Source organism: Desulfogranum aggregans (assembly GCF_055398265.1).
Window position 1 is genome coordinate 1038064 of sequence record NZ_AP042447.1, and the last position, 16998, is coordinate 1055061.

9 protein-coding genes are annotated in these 16998 nt (G+C 52.8%); 4 read left to right on the top strand and 5 right to left on the bottom strand.

Annotated features, from left to right (window positions below):
- Positions 1-39: 39 nt before the first annotated feature.
- The 3 genes from ACZ52Z_RS04820 to ACZ52Z_RS04830 are packed head-to-tail and all read right to left on the bottom strand — an operon-like array spanning position 40 to position 2889.
- Complete coding sequence (locus ACZ52Z_RS04820; protein WP_464269618.1) at positions 40-531, bottom strand: hypothetical protein; 492 nt, start codon at positions 529-531, stop codon at positions 40-42.
- The gene (locus ACZ52Z_RS04825; protein ID WP_464269619.1) at positions 528-2144 is read right to left on the bottom strand and encodes a sulfatase-like hydrolase/transferase; all 1617 of its coding nucleotides are present in this window, start codon (positions 2142-2144) and stop codon (positions 528-530) included. The genes ACZ52Z_RS04820 and ACZ52Z_RS04825 overlap by 4 nt, the downstream gene beginning before the upstream one ends.
- Positions 2119-2889 (bottom strand): VanZ family protein, encoded by a 771-nt coding sequence (locus ACZ52Z_RS04830; RefSeq protein WP_464269620.1) that lies wholly within the window; start codon positions 2887-2889, stop codon positions 2119-2121. Before ACZ52Z_RS04830 ends, ACZ52Z_RS04825 begins: the two co-directional genes overlap by 26 nt.
- Before the next feature lie 538 nt (positions 2890-3427).
- Between ACZ52Z_RS04830 and ACZ52Z_RS04835 the strand changes: the two genes are divergently transcribed.
- The 4 genes from ACZ52Z_RS04835 to ACZ52Z_RS04850 all read left to right on the top strand — a co-directional run bounded on the left by ACZ52Z_RS04835 (position 3428) and on the right by ACZ52Z_RS04850 (position 13172).
- Entirely contained in the window at positions 3428-5224 is a 1797-nt protein-coding gene (locus tag ACZ52Z_RS04835) for a PhoX family protein (RefSeq protein ID WP_464269621.1), read from the top strand.
- Between the two features lie 93 nt (positions 5225-5317).
- A complete protein-coding gene (locus tag ACZ52Z_RS04840; protein ID WP_464269622.1) occupies positions 5318-8341 on the top strand; it encodes a hypothetical protein in 3024 nt (1007 codons plus the stop codon).
- A gap of 352 nt (positions 8342-8693) precedes the next feature.
- A complete protein-coding gene (locus tag ACZ52Z_RS04845; protein ID WP_464269623.1) occupies positions 8694-10400 on the top strand; it encodes an AMP-binding protein in 1707 nt (568 codons plus the stop codon).
- A 78-nt stretch (positions 10401-10478) separates the two neighbouring features.
- Positions 10479-13172, top strand: coding sequence for a bifunctional acetate--CoA ligase family protein/GNAT family N-acetyltransferase (locus ACZ52Z_RS04850; RefSeq protein WP_464269624.1), 2694 nt, complete (start codon positions 10479-10481; stop codon positions 13170-13172).
- A 119-nt stretch (positions 13173-13291) separates the two neighbouring features.
- Here the strand turns inward: ACZ52Z_RS04850 and ACZ52Z_RS04855 are convergent, their stop codons facing one another.
- Both ACZ52Z_RS04855 and ACZ52Z_RS04860 read right to left on the bottom strand, forming a co-directional pair.
- Positions 13292-13528: an acyl carrier protein gene (locus ACZ52Z_RS04855; RefSeq protein ID WP_464269625.1), complete on the bottom strand. Its 237-nt coding sequence runs from the start codon at positions 13526-13528 to the stop codon at positions 13292-13294.
- A 244-nt stretch (positions 13529-13772) separates the two neighbouring features.
- The gene (locus tag ACZ52Z_RS04860; protein WP_464269626.1) at positions 13773-16922 is read right to left on the bottom strand and encodes a hypothetical protein; all 3150 of its coding nucleotides are present in this window, start codon (positions 16920-16922) and stop codon (positions 13773-13775) included.
- Positions 16923-16998 lie beyond the last annotated feature (76 nt).

Sequence of the window (16998 nt, forward strand, 5' to 3'; positions counted from 1 at the left end):
GATCAACTGGTGATCTGTGCAGTCTGTTGTCACCCCAGTTCATTCTCCCCAGTGACGCCCCTCAAGTCTGCCAAAAAGCTGATAATGTTCCCTGGGACCGAGTACTCCCATGGTTCCCTGCCTTCCCCATAGGGGGGAGGCGGCCACATCCGGATACCTGTTCCAGTAGGCACCTGCCAGCTCCTCTTCCCGGTCCATGTTTTCAGGCCAAGTCCACTCTATTTCTGCATAAATACGGCCTTCCTGATGTCCATGGTTGCGATAATGATCAGCCGGTCCCTTGATGCCGAGCACTCCATCCTCACCCCATAGTTGATTTTCCCGAACATCAGGATAACGTCGCCAGTAGGCCTGGGCCAGTCGTCGCTCTTTTTGCAGGTCCGGTGCCAGCTTATCGTACATTGCGCGCACATAGGCCTCGGTTCGCCGTGTGTCCGGGTTAAAAGCGGGAGATTGTACCGCATGCACCCACCAGATAACCACGCTGAACAGACACACCAGAAACACGAACAATGGCTTCACCCTTTTCACGGCATGGCCTCCAGTTCCAGCCACTTGCTCCACCCACCTCGATCAATCCTGCGGACTCGAACGCGCACCGGACTTGCCGGGACCACCCAGGTTTGCCAAAACCGCTTACTGAGGTTGCCAAAATCTTTTCTTGCCCCGCGAACCTCGAGTTCGCCATCAAGTACATTATCGCCGCTGCCTGCCCGGTACTGCACAACATACTCAGCGTCGCCTGTGCCCTGCCACTCGAGATAAAACCGACCGGCGAGCTCTTCATAGCTGTAGGCACCACTGGCGGGTGGGAAGAGCCACTGCGGGCCGCTGCCGACGAGGTTTTCCCGGGCATCCTCACGCACCGGTCGCTGTACGGCTGATTGAATTTTTGCACCAAGGGCAGCTTCCAGCCCTGCAATCTGCTCTTGCAACAGTGGATACAGGTCATTGGTCTCCAAGGGATCATCGCGTAGATCATAGAGCCGTAGAGCGTTCCGGCCATCCTGATTAGTTCGCCACAGCAGTTTCACATCCCCCTGGATCGCCCCATATTCAAAATAACTGATAGCGGCGGGATCCTCTTCGCTGAATCCTCCGCCTGAAGTCATGCCGAACCATGTACCGGTGCTGGGGTTATCCAACACATTTTGGCCCTCAAGGTATGCAGGGGGAGCAATTCCCAACAGCGAAAGGATCGTGACCATTACATCGGTATGGTTGGAGCCCGAAATTTCGTTGGGCCATTCTTTTTCAGTCAATGCCTTCGGAATCCACATGAACAAGGGAACCCGGACGATTTCCTCATAGAGGTGCCCTCCCAGGTTAGTGGACGCGTGGCCGACACTTCCCCGCTCACCATGCTCATCGCCATGGTCGGCAGTGACAATAAGCAGACACCTTTTGCGTAACCCACTCTTGGTATACAGCTCCCAGAATCGTGCGAACCAGTCGTCGAACTCCCTGACGTTTGCCGCATGCAATGCACGGATGGCCTCTACATCCTGAGGTTGGAAATCGATACTCCCGGATTTGATGTGAGTAGTGGTTCGGACTGTGTCAATTCGCTGCAGGGCCGTACTGTCAGCCACCATTCCTTCAAGATCCACACCATACCCATTGCCGGGTCGATACGGCAGGTGGGTATGAAGATAGTGCTCCCACAGAAAAAAGGGGGTATGGTCCCGAGCTCTTTGAATAAGCCAAAAATACGGATCAGTGCCCACATTATCAATGCCGAGTCCCAGGTTACGATAGAGGTCCATGGTCATAAACCCCTGCAACCCCTCCACCAGATAGCCTTTATCGGCGAGCATCTCCAGGGGTAAAACCAGCTTGCGGTCAACCGACTGACCGCGTGTATGTACTCCAGCCTGAAACGGGGTCAGGCCGGAGAGCAAAGAAATCATATTGGTGCCCGTCCAGCCGCTGACAGCGCGATGCTCAATGGATCGGTGGCTGCTTTTTGCTGCCTGCAGAAGGTTAGGCGTTATGGTCTCGTTCACCAGGTCGTGGCGCAGGCTCTCCACGGTCAGAAGAATAACGCTGATACGGTTTTCCCTCTGGTACTGCAGGATCCCTTGGATCGCCAGCGTGCAAAAGAGAAGCAAGGCAAGACTAATGAAAAGATAGCGAAACCGCATTAATCGCAACCGGATAGCAAAAGATGGAAAAAACCAGGCAACTCAAAACCAAACAGCCATACCGCGCCCTTCCCACCAGCTCTACATGATACACTGCCCAAAATACTAAGGCAGCTGAAAGGGGCAGCAGCAGCCAGAAAGGAATGACAACGTTTCTATACCCTGCAAGGGGGATGATAAAAGCAAGGGTGCTCACAACCAACCAGAACAGGTAGACAAGTGCTAATCCCCAGCGCTCCATATGCCCCTCAACCAATTGGCCGTCTCCCTTCCGTTCAAATAACATTCCACCATGCCAGATAAGTCCTCCGCCAAGCGAAGCGACGGCATTGACACTCATATCCCTCAGTCCATACGTTCGCTGTGGGTGTATTCCCTGAAGTAATTCATCATGAATACCAAAGACCATAGTGGCAAGTACGGAAAAGAACAGCAGAGCCGCGCCACCAAGTCTCCAAGACATGGTATAGCGAACCAGGCAGGAAAGGGCCATGTATTCTGCCACATGGATTCTCTTCACCGGGTAGCGGCCATCAGGAATAATCAGGGCAACCAGACACAGCAGAACTCCTGTCGTTACGAGGCCCCACGTAACCTGCCTTTCTTTGGCCAGCGTATTCAACGTACGGGGAAGGAACGCAAATACCAGCAGCACCGCAGCAATAGGGAAAATCACCATAAACGAAGCAGGAAATATGCTATCGAGCAGAGAAAACAAACCAAAAAGTTGGACAAAAATAACCACAGAAATACAGCAACATGCATACAGCACAAGTTGAAAAGATAAGCTGCCTTTATTCATCAACATGCCGTTTCAGTTCAAAAAAGAGGGTATGGTGGTTTGCTCCGGCCAGGATATTTTTTCCCTGTATCGGTGACCGGTGAAGAAGTGGATTCGACTCTTTCATTGGCCCACGACGCTGGTCATAATCCAGTACAAATTACCGTGAAGGTCAGGGAGAAGACAAGGTTTCTTTTTCCTCGAACATCACATCAACTGCTCTCGCCTTCTGCATAAAATCGCAGAACAGTGAGTGCTTGCCGATTGCTTCAATCGCCTTGACTGATTTTTGGTCTCTCCTAAACACCGCTATGCGTAAAACACCAGAGTTTGACACCATGGACGATACAGCATCACATTTCCCGGCATTTCTTCACTTTCTTTTAAACCAATTTTAACCAGCTGCTAATCAATGGCTGGTAATTTTCCACTCTTCACAGGCAAACAGAAGTCCATAAAAATTCATATTGACGACATAGAAATGATTTCAAGGAGATGCTACATGAAAAAACAGATTTCAGCCGCAGTATGTTTTGGTGTTATGTTGCTGGCAACTTCGTCCACCTTTGCCGGTGAGGCGACGAAAACCACCTCAACTGAAGTGGCTTTTGAAGGCGTCGCCTTCCCTGTCACCGATGAAGAGAAGCGTCAGGTACTTGCCAGTTCGAAGGTCACGGTTAATGGAAAGAACTACCCCATTGGCTATAATGTTATTCTGCGCAGTGGTGATAAATCCGGCAACGGTACGTTTGGCCTGTTACTTGATCAATACGGCAAGCCCATAAAAAACAAAGACGGATCTGAACATGTTTCTGTCGATAATGATTTTACCTCCCTGCTGCCCATAGACAATAAACTTTTCGCTGTTTCCCATTTTGAGAGCCGGCCGGGAGCAATGTATGTCACCGAGCTTTCCCAGGATGCGGTTACCGGTAAGTTAAAAGCCGTCAGTACCAAAAACATCGATTTTTCCTCCTACGGCGGCCTCTGGGTACCCTGCGCAGGCAGCGTTACTCCATGGAATACCCACCTGGGCAGTGAGGAATACCCCAACGATGCCCGCGCCACAGAATCAGCAGCATCCATGAAGGAAATTGAGGACTACGACAAACCTATGGCCAGGTATTTCGGGGTCGACCCATACGCCGAATCCACTACAGTGGATACCTTTCGGTCGGTCTTCAAGCCCTATCGCTACGGCTATCCTACCGAAGTCACGGTAACAGCGGATGGTTCCGCAACCCCGGTCAAACATTTTTCCATGGGCCGTGTGGCCGTGGAGCTTGCCTATGTGATGCCGGACAACCGAACCACCTATATATCGGATGACGGTACCAATGTCGGCTTTTTCATGTTCGTTACCGACAAGCCACAAGATCTCTCTGCGGGCACCTTGTATGCCGCCAAATGGAATCAGGTGCACAACGGATCCGGTGGCTATGCAGAGCTGGACTGGATTGATCTTGGCCATGCAAACAACCAGGAAATCCAGGATGCCATCGAGTCAGGCATTATCTTTTCCGATATCTTCAACGTCTCTCCCCCCAAAGAAGACGGAAGCTGTGAGGCTGGTTTCACTTCAGTAAACACAACCACAGGGCATGAATGCCTGCAGATCAAGCCGGGTCAGGAAAAAGTTGCCTCCCGCCTGGAGACCAGGAGATATGCGGCCATGAAAGGTGCCACCACCGAGTTCCGTAAAGAAGAGGGCATCACCTTCAATCCGGCCACCTCCACCCTGTACGTGGCCATGTCCGAAATCGCCAAAGGCATGGAGGACAATGCAAAAGAGGACTCAGGCGGTCCCAACCACATTCGTCTGCCTAAAAACAAGTGCGGTGTGGTGTATGGCCTGACTATCAGCCCGGATGATACAATCGCCAGTGAATACGTTGCCCAAAATATGTATGGTGTGGTGAACGGTATCATGCGCGCGTATCCCAAAGATGGGGACTACGCCAACAATACATGCGATATCAACGGCATATCCAACCCAGACAATGTAACCTACATGACTGGTACCGATATCCTTATCATTGGTGAAGATACCGGTTCCGGCCACCAGAATGATGTTATCTGGGCCTATGATACCACCACCCAGGCACTTACCCGTATTCAGACCACGCCCTATGGTTCGGAAACCACCTCACCCTACTTTTATTCCAATATCAACGGGCATGCCTATCTGATGAGTGTCATCCAGCACCCATATGTTGAATCGGACATGGATAAGTTGAAAGATCCGGCCGAAGCTGCCGCATATACCGGCTATATCGGTCCACTTCCAGCAATACAGTAATACAAACAACCTATTTAGCCACGCTTGTCCCCACCCTGCTCCCCGTTGCCCTGCTGAGGCTTCGGGGAGCAGTCATTTCCACGGAGAGATCCAATGTCGCTATCATCACCTGCTGCTATTCGCCTGTGCCCTCTCGTAATCTGGGTATTGTATCTGTTCGCGTCCTGTGCAGCTTTTGCCTCCCAATGGACTGCGGAGAACGAAACCGCTTACATTCCCCCGCAATGCTATACCGATACCAAGGGGAAAGAACAGCTACGCTACAACCCCTGCTATGTCTGTCATACCCGGTCTACAGAACCCAACTACCTCAATGATCAGGACCTGCAGTTGTCCTATTCTTTTCCGGATCAGGCCCTGCGCAATCCTTGGACCAACCTTTTCAGGGACTGGCGTTCGGCAGCAGATGCAATCACCGATGCTGCTATTCTCGCTTATACAGGCACTGACAATTACCGGTCTGACGAGGGTCAATTGCTCCTTAGGGCCCAGTTGGCCACTCTCCCTCCGGAGTGGGATGCCAACAGCAACGGTCAATGGGATGGATATGTACCGGATTGTTATTTTCGATTTAACAATGAAGGATTTGACCAAACTCCCTCCGGCAAGATGAGCGGTTGGCGGGTTTACTCCGCCTATCCCCTGCCGACTGCTTCATGGCCCACCAATGGGGGACTTCAGGAGTTGGCTATCCGTCTTCCCAAAGCCTTCCGACTGGATAGGGACGGCAAAGAAAATATGGAGGTATACGCGATCAACCTGGCCATCCTCGAAGCACTGATCAGTAAGAGGGACACTATGATTGCCCCTGTGGACGAAACCCACTACCAGGTGGATCTGGACAAGGATGGTCGGCTGGCCGTGGCCAGACATATCCACTATGACTGGAATCCCCTTGCCGGTAAACAGATGACCTGGGTTGGACTGGCCGGCGTAGAGCAACAGCAAGGCAAAATCCGGCTGGCGGCTGGACTCTATCCCAAGGGGACTGAGTTCCTCCAGGCACTCCATTATCTCCAGCCAGAAAAAGAGGGCCTCCAGCTGTCGCCGAGAATGAAAGAACTGCGCTACATGGTCAAAAAGACCTGGCAGACCTATGCTGACCTAGAAGAAAGCACCCTTGCGGAGGTAAAGGAACGTGATGATTTTCCTGACCGGTTGACCCAGTTCATCGGCACTATGGAAGAAGGTGTATACAATGGCAACGGCTGGCTGCTCCAAGGGTTTATTGAAAATAGTGAAGGTGACCTCCGCCCCCAGACGTATGAAGAGACGCTCAGCTGCACAGGGTGCCACGGAGGGGTGGGTGCGCCTACGGATAGCGTTTATTCCTTTTCGAGAAAATTCACTGGCCGTAATGAACACAACGGCTGGATTGGACATAATCAACACCGGTACCAACAGGTTAAAGAGCCCAAGATCATGCTTGAAAACGGGGCGCTCTACTACGAATACAGCTACTACCTGATGTACAATGGTTCAGCGTCCGAATACAGGCTCAACAGCGAGGCCGATGCCTTATTTTTCAATGACCAAGGGCCAGTGCAACCGCAGATGCTGACCAAGCTCCATGATGACATATCCACCCTGCTTGTCCCTTCGTACAGGAGAGCGCTGCAACTTAACAAGGCTTACCTCGCTCTTGTTCGTGAGCAGAGTTTTACCCGGGGGAGGCTCGCACCTTTGGAATCGTTGAAGCCCACTGTTCTCAGTGAGGTCGAACAGGATGCAGCCACTGGCCTGCAACAGGAAACCAGTATTGCTGGCGTCTTTGGCAGGTATCTGCCTCCCGGCACGCCTGCCGGCTCTGATACGGCCCCCAGTGTGGTTGAATCATCGGTCCGGGGTGCAGCAATGGGTGGGCCGGATGGCAAGGCTTATGAAACAGATGAACATGGTATTATCCACAAAAGCCGCTATGCCTCGCCTTTTGATCATGTACACCATAGCTTTCCCCATCGTTTAACCCTGCCCACCAGAGTGATTGTTCCTCTGGGCAACAACCCGAGCTGCTACTCCTGTCACCGCCTCGATGCACCGGTTCCAGGACCGAATGTGCACATCACCGAACCGGTGAATTTCATCAGCGGGGAGGCGTCGGAAGCACTGCCTATGTCGAGAATTACCCAGAGCAGCGGACGCGACATCGGGGGGAAATGGAGTCCCGACGGCGATCGCATCGCTTTTGTGTCCAACCGGAGTGGCCGTGACCAGGTGTGGCTCATGGATGCAGATGGCAGCAACCAGGTACAACTCACCCTAGGGAGAGCCAGCCACGGATGGCCGGAATGGGACCGAAGTGGAGAGCGCATTGTCTGCTGGGGATATGATGCGGACGCAGATGAAAACCTAATAAAAATTATCAACCTTAAAAATGATACCCGGCGCATCGTCTTGCGCTCGCCCGCCCTGCTCGACCGACCGGTTTTTAGCCCCGATGGAAAAACCATCACCTGGGCCGCCAACCGTCAAAACAACTGGGACCTCTGGTTGTTGGAACTGGATAGCGGAAAAAAATTTCGCCTCACCACTGACAACAGCATGGATTCCAACCCCCTTTGGAGTCCGGACGGCAAGATACTTGCCTATAAAACCGCCCCTGCCGGCGGGGGATACAACCTCACCGGCCAGAACTTCCTGACTTTTCCTGATGGATGGGCGAATCCGGTTACCCACACCTGGAAGGGACCGGAATCGGTACAGATGAATGGATGGAGTCCGGATGGCAGCAAAATTGTATATACCGCTGAAATCGTCACCGACAGCCCCGGGTATGATCGGGTCAGTTACCTGGCAATCGCTTCCGACCTCCAGCTGCAAGATGGTGTGGCGATAGCGTTGAACCATGTCTTCCTCACTGAAGGTCATACCCTTGGCGACCGTGGCCCCCTCTTTTCTCCGGACGGCAAGCGAGCAGTCTGTTGGGCCTGGAATCAATCTTCCCGGGCAACCTTGTGGCTGTATGATTTTACCACGAAAACAACCAGGGAACTGACCCTTAACGGACCGGACATGTATCCGGTATGGTCGCCTGACGGAAGACGCCTCCTGTTTGAGTCAGCTCGAGAGGGTAACTCTGACCTGTGGGTCATGGAGGTCGATCCCGCGCAGGGATGAGCAGATACAGTTCGTTCCCCTGCACTCTTTGCATATCTCCCCGCTTACGAATCGTCCTTTGCTATGGTCCATAAGCGGGGAGGCCTTTCCTCCCCTTGCCTCTGCTCTGATAACCACCATTGCCGGCCCCTGTCTGGAAACATCTCATTATTTATTGCCTGTCACCATTGCCCACCCGCACATACCGTAGGGCATGATCAATTTCAGCAAAAAGGACCACTCTCCCTGCCCTATTGCCTCTTGCATCTGTACAGGTCAGAGCGTACTATACAGTGAGAAACGGTAATGCATCTTCGTCAGTAATCTGTCGTTCTTTTTATGCATTCTGTTGTTTTCCTAGGAGGTCTGGCCGGTGCAACATGCAAAAAATTCCTCTCGCCTCTTGAATAGCCCCAACCTGCAGCAGTATGCCCAGACCTGCGCCACTTTTTCCTGGGAAAACATTCGCACGGAGTTACTGGAACACAGCACTGCTGGCAACTGCAACATGGCGTGGCTTGCTGTCGATCGCCATGCAGTTGGCAGTGCGGGTGAAAGACCAGCCATCTGCTGGTGTGGATCCAAGGGGGAGCGCGAGGAAATTACCTACCGCAGTCTCAGCCTGGACTCTAGCCGATTCGCCAACGTCCTTGAAACGCTCCAGATAGCGGCTGGAGAGATTGTTTGCACCTTAGCCGGAAGATCGCCGCTGCTGTACACAGTCTGTTTTGGTACCTTTAAGCATCGAAATGTTTTCTGCCCGCTTTTCGCAACCTTCGGGCCTGAGCCGGTATATCAACGACTGCATCAGGGCAGCATCACAGTTCTTGTCACCACCAACGCCCTGTACAACAGAACAGTCAAACACCAGAGGGGTGCCCTTTCGGAACTCCGCCATATACTCCTTCTTGATGCAGACCAACATCAGCAGTACAATGTATGGTCGTTGCCCCGATTACTCGAATCTGCTTCACCTTCGTGGACCATCCCACCGACATCCTGGGATGATCCGGCCCTGCTCCATTTCACCAGCGGGACCACAGCCATGCCCAAGGGAGCCTTACATGTCCATGAGGCTGCCCTTACCCACTATATGACAGGGAAATATGTGCTTGATTTTCATCCGGAAGACCGATTCTGGTGCACCGCTGACCCTGGCTGGGTACTGGGAACCACCTATGCCGTCATTGCTCCCCTGCTCCATGGAATAACCACCATTTTCGATCAGGGGGAGTTTGACGCAGGGCGATGGCTGGATATCCTTCATACGGAACAGGTAGCAGTACTCTACACTTCACCAAGCGCATTGCGCCGCCTTCAGCGGGTTGATGAATCCAATTGGCAGACCAGAAATTTTCCCTATTTGCGGGCAGTGCATTGTGCCGGCGAACCACTTGCTCCAGAAACGGTCAAATGGGGGAGAGACCACTTCCACTGCAGTATCCATGATAATTGGTGGCAAACCGAAACCGGTGGGATCATGGTTGCCAACACTCCAGGCCAGCCCATTAAACCTGGTTCCATGGGAAGACCGGTTCCCGGTATAAAAGCTGCCATAGTATCGGATTCAGGAGAAGATATCTCGTCCACAGGCCGGGTTGGCATGCTTGCAATCGAAGCAGGCTGGCCTTCGATGTTCAGGGGCTATATTCACGACAGCAAACGATATGACCGATGTTTTTGCGGCCAATGGTACCTGAGCGGTGACCTGGCAGCCATAGACCTGGACGGATACTTTTGGTTCAAGGGACGCGTTGACGACATCATCAAAACGGCAGGGCATATGGTCGGTCCGTTTGAGGTGGAAGCAGTACTCGTCTCGCACCCGGCGGTTGCGGAAGCAGCGGTGTACGGTATCCCTGATGCGCTGCTCGGTGAACGGGTAGCGGCCGCGGTAGTCCTTGAACAGGGCAGTGATGCCAACGATCAATTACAGGCAGAGTTAATAGGCTATGCCAGACAACATCTTGGGCCTGCCATTGCCCCTCGAACTATCGTTTTTGTCAGGAAACTCCCTAAAAACAACGCTGGAAAAATAATGCGACGGCTGTTGCGCACGCCTGTTGGGCATGGCCCGTAATGTGCGTATGGAACAGCTTTCCCCAGGCGATCTTCCCTGCAGCAAGTGGTGCAGCTGCATTCCACCAGAGGCAAAAAAATGTCGATACGAAATCTTGATGCCCTGTTCAAGCCCTCATCGATAGCCCTTATTGGTGCAGGAAAAACCCCGCACAGTGTGGGTGCGGTGCTGGCTCGGAACCTGTTGGCCGGCGGTTTTAGCGGTAAAATATTTCCGGTAAATCCAAAGTACGAGGAGATTGAAGGATACCGGTGCTATCCTGAAATCGACAGCCTTCCGGCAGCTCCGGATCTCGCTGTTCTGGCCACTCCGCCCCATTTGCTGCCGAAAATGATAGAAAATCTCGGCAAAGCCGGTACCCGGGCAGCCGTGATAATAACCGCTGGCTACGGTCGTTCTGCAGATAACCGGGACCGTTTATGGAAAGAATCGCTCCAGCAGAGCGCCCGCCCCTCCCTGCTCCGCATGGTGGGGCCCAATTGCCTTGGCATCATGGTGCCGGGCAGCCGGCTGAATGCAAGTTTTGGTCAGATTACCCCACGCAGCGGCAACCTCGCATTTGTCGCGCAATCAGGGGCAGTCCTCACCTCGGTGCTGGACTGGGCCACTGCACGGGAAATCGGATTTTCCCATTTTGTTTCTCTGGGCGACATGGTGGATGTAGATTTTGGCGATATGCTCGATTACCTGAGCATGGATTATACGACCAAAGCGATCCTGCTGTATATCGAAGCCATTACCCACTCCAGAAAATTTATGTCTGCGGCCCGAGCGGCAGCCCGCATTAAGCCGGTGATCGTGGTCAAAAGCGGACGTTATGCAAAGAGTGCCCAGGCCGCAACAACCCACTCGGGTGCAATGGCCGGGGTAGACGCAGTATATGACGCCGCCTTCCGACGAACCGGTGTTTTGAGGGTTATGGACCTGGAGGCCCTGTTCAACTCAGTGGAAACTCTCGCTCTGGGTCAGCCGCCCAAAGGTGAGCGGCTTGCGATCCTTTCCAACGGCGGCGGCATAGGGGTACTGGCGACAGATAAACTCATCGAAAAAGAGGGACGTCTGGCTGAACTTTCCCCGGCAACCATCCAGCAGCTTGACCAGGTACTACCCTCCACCTGGTCGAGAACCAACCCCATTGATATTATTGGTGATGCCGATGGCACCCGTTATGGCAAAGCCCTGGCAGTACTCCTTGCCGACAGAGGCGTTGACGGAATATTGGTCATGAACTGTCCTACCGCGATCACCTCCAGCGAGGAAGCCGCGCAAACGGTTATCAAAGAGGTGGAGCAAAGGGCTGGCGGGGCATCGCGACCGGTTGTACTGGCAAGCTGGCTGGGTAACGGATCTGCGGAAAAGGCCAGGCAGCTCTTTCGCAGGAGCCGTATCCCCTGTTATTCAACTCCGGAAGATGGTGTTCGAGGCTTCATGCAGATGGTTCGCCACCGCCACAGTCAGGAAATGTTGATGGAAACCGTACCCGACATTTCCTCCCGTTTTACCCCGGATCGGACAGCGGCACGCACCATCATTTCTCAGGCCCTCGCCTCAGGAGAGGAATGGCTCAGTGCAACAGACGCAAAAAAAATGCTCACTGCCTACGGCATACCGGTAGTTGAGAGCCATACGGCTGCAACTGCCGAGGGGGCAGGAGAACTCACTGCCATTCTTGGTTGCCCGGTTGCATTAAAGATACTCTCCCCAGACATACAGCATAAGTCGGACGTTGCAGGGGTGCGGCTCAATCTTGAAAGCCGCGAAACAGTGACAGCAGCGGCCACAACCATGCTGAACCACATTTCCAGTCAATTTCCCCAGGCCGATATTCACGGGGTAACGGTTGAACCCATGGTGAACAGACCACATGCCCGCGAACTGCTCATCGGGGCCTTTGAAGATGAACAGTTTGGCCCGGTCATCGTTTTTGGACATGGGGGGACAGCGGTCGAAGTGATTAATGACACCGCCATCTGCTTTCCACCGCTCAATATGCGCCTTGCCCGGGAAGTGATGAGCTGCACGAGGGTATACCGATTACTGCAGGGGTACCGCAACACTGCGGCAGCGGACCTTGACGAGCTCGCTCTCACCCTGATCAAGGTATCGCACCTGATCTCCGATGTGGCAGAAATCAAGGAACTGGATCTCAATCCGCTGCTTGCAGATGAAAACGGGGTGATTGCCCTTGATGCCCGACTGCGAATCAGTGGTGTGCCCGCGGGCTCCAGCGCGCGGCTGGCCATACAGCCTTACCCCCATGAACTGGAGGAAAACATTTGTCTACCTGATGGAAAAAAGCTGTTGTTGCGTCCTGTTCGGCCGGAAGACGAAAACGGTTTTCATCGCATTTTTGCCGCTCTATCGCCAGAGGAAATACGTATGCGCTTTCTGCATCCCATGCGCAGCCTGTCACACCAACTAGCCGCCCGATTAACCCAGATAGACTATGACCGTGAAATGGCCCTGGTGCTCGAAGGGCAAAACACCTACAATATGGGCGAACTCTATGGCGGGGTACGAATTGCGGCCGATCCGGACAATGAGGCGGCCGAAATATCTATTCTTCTGCGCCAGGATATGACCGGTTCAGGGCTCGGCCCGATGCTGATGCGAAAAATCATTGAGCATGCACGGAAAAAAAAGATAGGTTGCTTGTTTGGTGAAGTGCTCACCGACAACACACCAATGCTGCGCCTGGCATCAGCCTTCGGCTTTCAGGTAAAGCCCGACCCTGAAGATGGTGGGATCAGACGGATAGAACTTGTGCTCTAGGCTTACCCAAATTATTCATGAGCATTTTAGTTATGTCGATAGCTGATTGGTTTTAATGGCATCAGTATGAAATTACAATTTTTCACTGAAAAGGACAAAATGCTCATGAGCAACCCGGGCTAGCCCAGGAGATAGCGGATGCACCCATTCAGGGTGGAGAGCTGCGGGTAATCCACTTCAGGGATGGTAACGTCAAGTTCCTTGGCAAACATATTCATCAGGTTCATGCAATCTACGGAGTCAAATGGGAACTGATCCCTGAAGCGGACGTCCGGCTGCAGTGAAGCAAGGTCTGCTTCAGGCGCTATCTTTCCGATACAGGTGAAAACCAATTCTTTCAGCTGCTGCTCATTCATCAACGCTTCCTCCCTTTGAGTGATGGGGAAACAAGTGCATGGTAAGGGTCGATCCCTGCCGTTCTGGTGTGCACCTCGGTTCCCACAGGATAATGACCTGCTCAGATTATACCTTGTTGCCGAACATGGATCCACAGATCATCATTGCATCCGGACAGGCAAACGGGGCAGCATGAGGTGCTACTCTTCCGATAACGTTCCCACCTGCCTGTTTGCCGGGGAAAATGTACCACACAGGGAAAAATCAGGCCATCTTCCTGGTGGTATCAATGTGCTGCAAGTCTTCGAGGTAGGCTTTTGATCGGTCCAGATAGAACGAAAGAGCCTTGGAAAAATTTCTGCCGACCAAGCCGTCGACAAAGACCTGGCTTATTTCCCGGTGTCTACTGAGGACCAGCTGAGAGCGATAAAAAATCAACCACTCCTCTCTGGACATTTCCTCGAGGATACCCTCAAGCGCTTTGCGGGCACGGGGACGGTACATCCAGAAATACATCAGGTCCAGCGCGTTGACGATCAGAAGTTTCTCCTGCTCGGCGGCCTGTTCACCAAGAGTTGCCATCAGCTTTTCCGGCGACTCCAGCAGCGTGAGCACCTCCTGTTCCGGAAAAAGCAGGTCCAAGCGAGAGAACACGGCAAACAGCTGGACGATTTTCACCCGGTAGGCTGCCATTTGCTGCCTGACATTCACCTGACGGTCAGCCAAGCCCTCTATCACCCCGGCCACGCAATCAGAGGCGAATTTGGAAATAATGGCCGCCCACTTCTGCAGCATTGCCGCAGGATCGGGGCTCCCGCCGAGCACAAGAAAAGAGCCAACTAATGAATTCAGCAATATGGCCAGAGGAATGGCCAGGATTGAGCGGAAAAAATTCCCTGCCGCAGCTGAACGGGGTAAGCCTCTGAAGAGATTATGGCTGGATATGTAGAGCCCGTTTGCCAGCCCCATGACAGCATAAAGCAGGACAGGGTTGGTTGAAGTGGTTATTCCCATACCTTTATCCAGCAGGAGCGTTTTGACCAGAAAATCAAGCAATGGAACAGAAAAACCTGTATACAGCAGAGAGTCCGCAATTCTGCTCCAGCTGACGAGTGAATTCCAAGGAAGAAGCGGCGATCTCCTTATCCCACCTCCGCCCAGGACCGATTGAATAATGTTTCGTGATCCGGTAATGGCAAACCAGATAACCGCCCCCAAATAGGCAAGCACCCACCAGTCCTTGGTCAGATAAAAGGTACAAAAGGCGGGAAGAAATCCCAACAGGACCTTGAGGGTGTTTCGCAGGTGCGTATTCAAATACCTCCATGAATGCTGCTGACGCTCCTTTTGGGCATGAGTGGTCAGCAGCTTGTTCAGTTCGCCATTTTCGGTCAAACCACCCAGGGTAGCAATATTAGCGGAAAGCTGTGGGTTGAAGACAAATCCGTCCAAAGTCCAGTCATGTTGCCGATTGCTGATCAGTCCTGCTATATGAGCAAAACGTGTCGTTTTTCTCCGGCCTTTGTTGATGGTCAAGGCCTGATGAAACCGTGTGTAGCTGACCCTGGTCAACAATGCCGATACCGGAAGCAGCGTCCTTCTTCCTTCTCCTGCGGCCTGCGCAAAAGCCCGCCTGGCTCGTTGAGGGAGGGTGTCCAGCACAACCAACCCCATCCCATGTCGGTGCTCTGCCTGCCCGGTTGAACCGGAACCGATACACGATTTCAAGGTACTTTTTCGATAGTAGTGATGAAATCTTTCCAAGCTGGAAAGGATACGCATCAGCCGTTCCTTTCGGTCCACCATTACCAGCAGTTCTTTTGCCCGCAGTTTTTTCTCCGGTTTTTGGTCAGGCAAGAGTTCAATGTGCTTCTTCAGGCGCAGAAGCTGCTCCTCAAAATCCCAGATAATTTCCCGAATAACCTTTTTCAAGCTAATCACATTGTCATCGGTGAGCGCCCGTTGCAGATCGCTGATCAGACGATAATGATGCCCCGGACTTTTCAAGGCAACCGATTCGGCGCCTGTAGCAGAATCAGAACGCATTCCATGAACAGCGTCTTTGAGATTGTACGATTCGATGTGGCTTATCATTCCCTCACCGACAAAGAGCAACTCCATTGTATCCTGCACCGAAAGATTACTGAGGCTGAGCACGAGAGAAGAACTAGAGTGGAGGGAGAGCAGGCGAGAAAGCAACTGGTATGGGGTGGATCGAAGCAGCGCTGGAACGCGTTCATCCGTGGATGGCTGACCAGGATTATGGATGCCCGGGTTATTCGAAGAAGTGAGAAATCGATCAACGATCGACTCCACAGTGACCCTTCGCAGTCTCTCCAGGCGCAGGCTTGCCGCCTCTCGATCAGCCTTCACCTGGCTGCCAAGCTGATCAAGCAGTGCCGGCAGGTGTTCCTTCACCCGCTGAAGATAGAGATTGTGAATAAAGCGGGAAAGGTGAACAATAGTCGGTTGCCCAGTACCGATAAATTCGAGGAACTCTACCCGTGAAAGGTGGGCAATCTCCACTCCGGATTCGCTGTTCAGGGTATGGCGGTGGGTAGCATTAAAATTTTCCAGGACGTCAAAGACGTATTGTTGCTGGTAACGGGACACCTCTTGCCCCGCCTCCATCAGCGTCTTGACCGATGGATCATCAAGAAAGGAGAGAAACGTTCGAGTATCCTTAAAGCCGTGCGGCACCCAGGTAAAGCGAGCGTATTTGTCCTGGAAATGGGCCCAGTATTCAATCCCGACCCGAACATGCACGTTGAGAATGGAAGCGGCCTCGAGCAGTTCCTCAACGACAGCCGGGGCAACATGGTTGTAGTATACCACCGTAAGGTGTCGGATACCCTTTATCCAGGCATCCATGACCAGATGGGTTGGAGACTTTCTGCCTTTGGAATTGGCGTCGTGGACCCGGTCATCAAAGGCATACTGATTCCATGCTTCCGGCATTTCCAGCAGGTGATAACGGGCAAGTTCAGCCCGTACCTTGCGGGGATTACCAGTTGAGACCATTCTGAAATCATGCGCCAGTCTCACCTGCTGCAGTTTGTCCTCCCGACAGCGCAGCAGTTCTTTCATAATCTGGAGCTGCACCCGGGCGGTATTCTTTTGTAGTGTCCCTGCCGATGAGAGAAACACCTCATCACGCAGTGATTGCAGCGCCCTCAGCCGGTCCGGGGCTTTGCCTTTATCAAACGATCCGAGAAGAACGGCAACAGCATATGCTATCCGCAGTCCCTGCGGTGCAGCCATTTCCTTAATCCCCCGTGGATGCATATTTTCGGCAAACATTGAATGCAGGGATCGGGATTGCTCGCCGCGTTCAAGCACATCGTGGACGATGTCAAGCAGTCGGTAATCCTGCTTATCAAAAAAAAGAGGGGAAAATGTCCGTTTCTTCGTCATCAGCCGTCTGTGGTTCACTGAAGTCGTCTACAAATGGAAGGGGTTCCACTGGTATACTGTTCAACCGAAGCAGGAA

Coding starts and splice junctions, on each gene's coding strand:
- ACZ52Z_RS04840 (WP_464269622.1), top strand. CDS start 5,318: ATGTCGCTATCATCACCTGCTGCTATTCGCCTGTGCCCTCTCGTAATC.
- ACZ52Z_RS04860 (WP_464269626.1), bottom strand. CDS start 16,922: ATGACGAAGAAACGGACATTTTCCCCTCTTTTTTTTGATAAGCAGGAT.
- ACZ52Z_RS04855 (WP_464269625.1), bottom strand. CDS start 13,528: ATGAATGAGCAGCAGCTGAAAGAATTGGTTTTCACCTGTATCGGAAAG.
- ACZ52Z_RS04835 (WP_464269621.1), top strand. CDS start 3,428: ATGAAAAAACAGATTTCAGCCGCAGTATGTTTTGGTGTTATGTTGCTG.
- ACZ52Z_RS04825 (WP_464269619.1), bottom strand. CDS start 2,144: ATGCGGTTTCGCTATCTTTTCATTAGTCTTGCCTTGCTTCTCTTTTGC.
- ACZ52Z_RS04850 (WP_464269624.1), top strand. CDS start 10,479: ATGTCGATACGAAATCTTGATGCCCTGTTCAAGCCCTCATCGATAGCC.